Raw genomic sequence first — 6,694 nt, 5'->3', positions numbered from 1 at the left:
CCATGCCAGCCACCGCGAGCAGGGCAGCATGATCCGCCGCTACATCGCCTGGCGAAACCGCAACACCGACAACCCCCGCCTACGGAAGATCGTCAACAGGGCGAACGTGGCCTGACGCGGCACTAGCCTTCGCCAGCCGCCAAGCGGTCGCCACGAGGAGAACCAGAGCGGCAGCCGCGAGCATCGGCAGGTCGGGCAGGTAGCCCTGTACTGCGGCCGCGACCTCCTGCAGGTGCTCCTGCCAGTCCTCCGGGATGGGCAGGGTCAGGCCGCGGGTGCCGTCGAAGGCGAGGAAGACGACGCCGAGGGCTATGAAGGTCAGCCCGGACAACAGCGCGGTGGTGTGCAGCCGCAGCCTGCCCAGGCGGATTCCGCGGCCGCGCAGCCAGGAGCGGTGAGCCAGGTCGTAGCGCCGCCACAGGGTGGCCAGGAGCAGCAGCGGCGCCGCCATCCCGGCGGCGTACACGGCCAGCAGAACGGCCCCCCGCAGCGCGTCGCCGGAAGACGCGGCGACGGTGAGCACCGCGCCGAGGACGGGGCCCGCGCAGAATCCGGCCAGCCCGGAGGTGGCGCCGAGGGCCAGCACCGCCCCCGGCGAGTCCCCGCGGACGCGTCCGCGCAGGTGCTCCAGCGGCCCGACCGTCCAGCCCTGACCGAGCACTTGCAGCACCCCGAGGACGATCAACACAACCCCAGCCACGATGATCACCAGGTCCTGCTGACCGTAGAACAGACTGCTGGCCAGGGCCGATCCCATACCGAGCGGCACCAGGACGGCGCACAGTCCCAGGTAGAACAGCAGCGTGCGGCCGATCAGCGCGCCCCGGCCAGGGAAGGCGTAGGCGAAGAACGCCGGGAGAAGCACCGCGCCACACGGGCTGACCAGGGCGAACAGCCCGCCCAGGAAAGCGGCGGCGTATCCCACCTCACCCATGGCGGGCCTTTTCGATCGCCTCGACGAACTTCGACAGCGGTTGCGCACCGAAGAAGAGCTCTCCATTGATCAGAAAGGCGGGGGTGCCGGGCAGGCCGAGCTGGGCCGCGAAGGCGAAGTCCTGCTCCACCGCCCGCCGCAGCTCCGGGTCACGCCGGTCGGCCTCGAAGCGGGCCACATCCAGGCCGACACGGGCGGCGACCGCACGCAGCCGATCATCGGTGAAGCCGGAGGACTGCTCGGCGTACAGGGCGTCATGGAAGGGCCAGAACGCGTTCTGCCGGTCGGCGGCACGTGCCGCGATGGCCGCTCGCTCGGACCCCTGACCCTGGGCGGGGAAGTCGCGCCAGAACAGGCGCACGATCCCAGTGTCGATGTAACGGCGGCGCAGCGCGGGTTCGATGCGGCGCGCGAACTTGCCGCACTCGGTGCACTTGAAGTCGCCGAACTCGACGATGGTGACCGGTGCCGACACCGAACCCAGCGCCAAGCTCTCGTCGATCGGCGGGACGGTCGGCCCCTCCCACGTCGGTATGGGACTCGCCGTGGACAGATGGGGGGACGCCTGCGGTGCGGCGGTGTCGGCCACGGGCGGCTCGGCGGAGATCACGGCACGGTTGTCACGGCGGGGGTCGGTGCCGTTGCCGGTGGTCGCGATGGCCAGGACGGCAATGACAGTCATGCCGGCCGCGGCAATGATCAGAATGCGGCTCCGCGAGCCGCGGCGCGTTCCGGCAGTGCTGTCGTCTTCCACCTGTCCCATCCTTCACCCGTGGGGATGGACAGGATCCCATGGCCACGCACCCAAGACCGGAAACTGTCAACGAGACGACAGCATCGGGTGGTCATCGCTCCTGCGATCAGGACGTCGTCGGAGTCTGGTGCCGTTCACCGGGGTCGGGACGTTCACCCGGACGCCCCGACCCCCGGATGTCGCCGAGGACAACAGCGACCAACAAAGCGACGAGGCGATTCGCTGACTCCGTTACGCGAACGTTACGGGCGAGGCTATGCCGCGGCGTTTCTCGCCAGTAACCCTTTGACCTGCGATTTCGCACGCCAAGACCGCCTGGCGAAGTCGAAGTGGAATTTTTCCGGATTATTGACGAAATTTGGACGACTTCGGCAGACTCTCCGCATGCGGCACAAGGGCGGCCCTCTCACTCATCGGCAAGAGCAAAGGGCGCTCGTCCTCGACACCTGCTGCGCAAGAACGAGCCGCTCAGCAGAAGCGAGCTCGGCAGGCTCCGAAGTAGGAGGGCGTGACTGATGACCAGTTCCGACAACGGGTTGCACGTCGGCCGACGGTCCTTACTGGCCGGTGCCGCCGGCTTTTTGGGAGCGGCGGCCTTGCCCGCGACCGCTGCACAGGCAACCCCGGCGGAGGTCGCGTCGACAATGCGGCGGTACCCGTCGAACTGGCCCGACCTCGAGCCCTACGGCCTCGCGGACACCCGGCTGGACCTGTGGCCACGTGAGGACAACTCATTCATCCTTCCTCTCGAACTACGCCCCCGCGACAAGGAGCTCGGCCGGGTCTGGATGCGCGACACGTACGTCAACTGCTTCGTCGTCAACGGCCGTCCGATCTACGTCGCCACGGGCACCACCCGCGTACCCGGCCTCAACACGGCTGCCCCATGGAACGACGGCATCTTCATGTGGGTGTCCCCGTCCCTGCGGGGGCCATGGAGGCTGGTCGATACCGCCGGCATCCGGCCCGACGCCGAAAAAGGCAAGGTGTGGTCACCCGAGTTCGTCGCCGAGAACCGGCCCGGACGCATGGTCGTCGCGCCGTGGCAGGAGTACTGGTACGACGACCGGTTCGGCAAGCGAGGCGAGGTCTGGGCCCCGGAAGTGCACTATTTCCGCGGCACGTGGTACATCGTCGCGTGCATGGGCGACCACTCCCAGAAGGTCGGTTCGTTCATGCTCGTAAGTGAGGGCGACATCGAGGGCCCGTACCGCCTCGTCGAAGGCAACCTCGAAAAACCCTTCGGCGACTCTCTCATCGGCGGACCCAACTTCATCAAGCCCGGTGCTTACCACCACATCGACGGCAGCCTCTACACCGAGGGCGACGACGCGTGGCTCGTGCTGCACAACCAGCTGTACGCGAAGTTCCGGGACGATATGGAAGACATCATCCCGACGACCAATCTCCCGAAATTCCAGCAGACGCCCTACACGCCCGAGCCGTACCTTGAAGGCGCGTACGTCTTCAAGCACGGAGGCAAGTACTACCTCCTCCACGCCGCATGGAACCGAACGTCGACCACTCCCGACGGCAGCACACGATACGCCTACGACCCACCCGGCCCTGGCCGTGTGCAGTATCAGTACGACGCGGTCGTCGCCGTCTCGGATAATTTCGAGGGACCGTATTCCAAGCGGTGGACCGTAGGTGTCGGTGCCGGCCACAACAACTTCTTCGTGGATCGCAGCGGCCGGCTGTGGGCGACGTTCTTCCGCAACCCCAACTTCGGCTACTGGTCCGACCCGTCGCGCATCGCCGACGCCGCCGTGGCCGGCATCGTGCGTCTGGAATGGACCGGCCCGCAGGGCAATCGCCTGTACGTCCAGCGCCGGAATCACGGCCACACGATCAGCGACTGACCCACGCAGCCGCCACTGCTCCATGGGATGCACATGCTGCGGCGTTTCTTCGCCCTCCACGCTGCTCACCACGGGGAAGAGTCAGCAGGCCGTCGCGGAATGGATGGGCACACCGTCCGTCCGGGGATATCTTCCACTAAAGGATCAATAGTCGCAGCAGGGCGATGCTAAGCGTCGCCACCCCTTGTCACGGTCTGGCGTCGAGCTCGGCGGTTCCCGAGGTCGCCGGCGAACGAGCATCGGATCCTTTCCGATCAGCTCGCTTGAGCCGAGGTAGCGCGCAGCCCGAAGGTACCGACGCTGTCGTTGATCAGCACGACGGTACCGAACTCGGGCTTGTCGTCGCTCATGACGGCCAGGTGGCGAGCTGCTGAGGCACATTCGCGGCGGACACGAGATTGCGGGGGTGCTTGTCCAGGGTGATCTGCCGCAGGACGCGTTGACGCGGCCCCGTGGTGAGAAGCGCGAGGGCGTCTATCGGCAGCATGGCATGCACATGCTGCGGCATTTTTTCGCCTCCACGCTGCTCACCACGAGGGAGAGTCCGAAGGCCGTCGCGGAATGGATGGGGCACACCGACGGGTGCGCTTTGCCGTTGAAGGTCTATGCCCATCTCATGGCGACGTCGGAACAGCGGATGCGGCGGGCCGTCGATGCGGCGCTCGGACGGCCCGCCATCTCGCCTGACGGCCCACAGACGGCCCAGGAGATCATTTCGGGTTTGCTGAGCTCACCTTACGTAAATGTTCGGCCTGGGTGGGGTGGGCATGCGGTCGCCGATGAAGAAGCTGGCGGTGTGCGGCGGCTGGTGGTGGGCGGTGTTCCGCCCGGCGGGGTCGTGTACCTGCTTATGAACCCACCCCCTCCGTCTGACCTGGCATGACAGTGTTCATGGTGTCGCATCAGTTGGCAGGATCTTTCGTGCTCTCACGGCCCACAGACGGCCCACGGCGGATCCTTGAGGCGTCGGCGTCTAACGTGATGGGCAGTACGAGCCTGCCCTCGACGCCGATGCAGTCGTGGCACAGGGTAGAGGCGGTCGTGTGGTCGTCCGGGGCGGCGCCCGCGGGCGATGACGTCAGTCGCCGAGGTGCTGCCACGAACGCAGCGTCTCGACGGCTACCCAGACCGAGGGCAGCACCAGCAGCGCCACCCCCGTCCTGGTAGGGGAGACGCGCCGTAGCAGCCCGTAGGCGACCAGCCCGAACGGCACCCACACCAGCCCGATGACCAGCACCGCCAGCGGCCAGAACACGCCCAGGGACGGCAGCACCCAGTGGTGCAGCGTCCCGAAGAAGCCCGCCGACGCCCACCAGCTCCGCCAGCCCGCCTCACGGAACGTCCCCGCGCGGGCAACCAGGAGCAGGACCGGCACGAGGCCGAACCACGCCCACCACCAGGCGGTCACGGCGGGGAAGGAGACGGCCAGGCACGCGCCGGTCACGGCGGCAGTCAGGCGCGGGGCCCAGCGGCACCCAAGGCCAGCGCGCTGGGTCGTGACGGTGACGGAGGCGGTCGGCACACCGCCCCGCTACCCCGCCCGATGCCCGTTACCGCCCCGGCCGCTGCGCATAGCAGGAACGGCCTGGTCTGCGTATAGCAGAGCCGCTCGACACCGGTTCGGGGACGAGGCGAGCGGATCCACACCGGCAAAACGCAGGCCCTCGAAACTCGCTGCCGAGCGGCGTGATCTCTCAGCCGCGCAGACCCTCGAGGCAGATCATGCTCCCGGCGCGCTGTCGGGCAGCGTGTCCGAACGTGAATTTCATCACATACACTATGTCCAGCAGTTTCGCGGTGGTGACTGGATCGGGCCCGCCAGCGGCCTGGCCTCGAGGGACTAGGAGTCGGCCGGCCACGAGCCGGCGTAATCACGGCCCTCGTGATCGACGCCGCGACCTGCCCGGTGGGAAGGACCCGGCGCTTGGCACGTTCGTCAGCGCGCCATCCTGACCGTCCTGCTCAACAGACCTGAACCTGCTGCCGATCTCAGTGTTTCGGCAACGGGCCGTGCACGGTGGTGACCGCTCGCGGCCTTCCTCGACACCCGACGGCGCAGGCCACGAACGGTAAGAAGAAAGATCATGCGGGTTTTCGCGATTCTCATATTCGGCGGCGCGTTCGGTCTGGCCGCCTGTGGCTCGCCGTTCGCAGACAACGTCTCGGGAGATCTCGCGATCGGAATGTCGGTGTCAACGCTGAGCAATCCCTATTTCGTCCAGTTCCGTGACGGAGCGGAGGCCGCGGCGCAGCGTTCGGGGGTCAAGTTGACGGTCACCGACGCCCACAACGACAGCTCCCGGCAGGCTGGCCAGGTCCGAAACTTCACCAAACAACGCGTCAAGGCGATCATCCTCAACCCGGTGGATTCCGACGCGGTCGCCCCGGCGGTCAAGGCGGCCGGTCAGGCCGGCATCCCGGTGATCGCGGCCGACCGCAGCGTCAACGGCTCCGAGGCGGCGCAAACCGTGACCTCCGACAATGTGGCCGGAGGCAAGCTGGGTGCGCAGGAGCTGGCCAAGCAGCTCGGCGGAAAGGGCAACGTGGTGGTCCTCCAAGGTACCGCCGGTGCCTCAGCCTCACGTGACCGCGACCGGGGTTTCACCGACGGCATCGCGGCGTACCCGAAAATCAAGGTCATCGCCAGGCAGCCGGCCGACTTCAACAGGGCCAAGGGCCAGGACGTCATGACGAACCTGATTCAGCGTCACCCCGAGATTGCAGGGGTGTTCGCGAGCAACGACGAAATGGCGCTGGGCGCGATCCAGGCGCTGGGGAACAGAGCAGAGCGGCAGGTCAAGGTAGTAGGCTTCGACGGCACGCCGGACGGGATCAAGGCGGTGCGGGCCGGCACGATGGCCGCCACGGTCGCCCAGCAGCCGAGGCTGATCGGCTCGCGAGCGGTGAACGACGCCATCAAGGTTGCAAGGGGGCAGGTCATCGCGAAGTCGGTGGCGATTCCCATCAAGCTGGCGACCAAGGACAACGCGCATGGGTTCTGGACCTTCTAAGGTGCACTGCCGTCAATAGAGCGGCACATGTACGGGCGGGCGCCTGACATCCTCAAGGGACTCGCTCTGTCGTGTTGGTCGGACCGCGGCCACGATGAGGCGCGGCCGTGTTGTGCATTCAGCCCTCGGCGAG

The 6,694-nt window shown here is 67.2% G+C and carries 6 protein-coding genes; 3 read left to right on the top strand and 3 right to left on the bottom strand.

The window, feature by feature from the left end:
• Positions 1-79 precede the first annotated feature (79 nt).
• Positions 80-934, bottom strand: coding sequence for a cytochrome c biogenesis CcdA family protein (locus ACTWPT_RS44480; RefSeq protein ID WP_443183583.1), 855 nt, complete (start codon positions 932-934; stop codon positions 80-82).
• Positions 927-1,616 carry a DsbA family protein gene (locus ACTWPT_RS44475; protein ID WP_443183582.1) on the bottom strand — a complete coding sequence of 230 codons (690 nt, stop codon included), beginning with the start codon at positions 1,614-1,616 and terminating at the stop codon, positions 927-929. Before ACTWPT_RS44475 ends, ACTWPT_RS44480 begins: the two co-directional genes overlap by 8 nt.
• Before the next feature lie 587 nt (positions 1,617-2,203).
• Here ACTWPT_RS44475 and ACTWPT_RS44470 point away from each other — a divergent pair.
• Both ACTWPT_RS44470 and ACTWPT_RS44465 read left to right on the top strand, forming a co-directional pair.
• Positions 2,204-3,550: a family 43 glycosylhydrolase gene (locus tag ACTWPT_RS44470; protein ID WP_443183581.1), complete on the top strand. Its 1,347-nt coding sequence runs from the start codon at positions 2,204-2,206 to the stop codon at positions 3,548-3,550.
• A 406-nt stretch (positions 3,551-3,956) separates the two neighbouring features.
• On the top strand, positions 3,957-4,433 hold the full coding sequence (locus tag ACTWPT_RS44465; protein WP_443183580.1) for a hypothetical protein: 477 nt from the start codon (positions 3,957-3,959) through the stop codon (positions 4,431-4,433).
• A 195-nt stretch (positions 4,434-4,628) separates the two neighbouring features.
• On the opposite strand, the gene ACTWPT_RS44460 is transcribed toward ACTWPT_RS44465, so the two are convergent.
• A complete protein-coding gene (locus ACTWPT_RS44460) occupies positions 4,629-4,994 on the bottom strand; it encodes a hypothetical protein (RefSeq protein WP_443183579.1) in 366 nt (121 codons plus the stop codon).
• A gap of 640 nt (positions 4,995-5,634) precedes the next feature.
• Between ACTWPT_RS44460 and ACTWPT_RS44455 the strand changes: the two genes are divergently transcribed.
• Positions 5,635-6,561, top strand: coding sequence for a D-ribose ABC transporter substrate-binding protein (locus tag ACTWPT_RS44455; protein WP_443183578.1), 927 nt, complete (start codon positions 5,635-5,637; stop codon positions 6,559-6,561).
• Positions 6,562-6,694: the final 133 nt, after the last annotated feature.

This window comes from Nonomuraea sp. 3N208 (assembly GCF_052245935.1).
Lineage (GTDB): Bacteria > Actinomycetota > Actinomycetes > Streptosporangiales > Streptosporangiaceae > Nonomuraea.
Note: the sequence above shows the minus strand (reverse complement) of the source record. Positions and strands in the feature narration are given on the sequence as shown.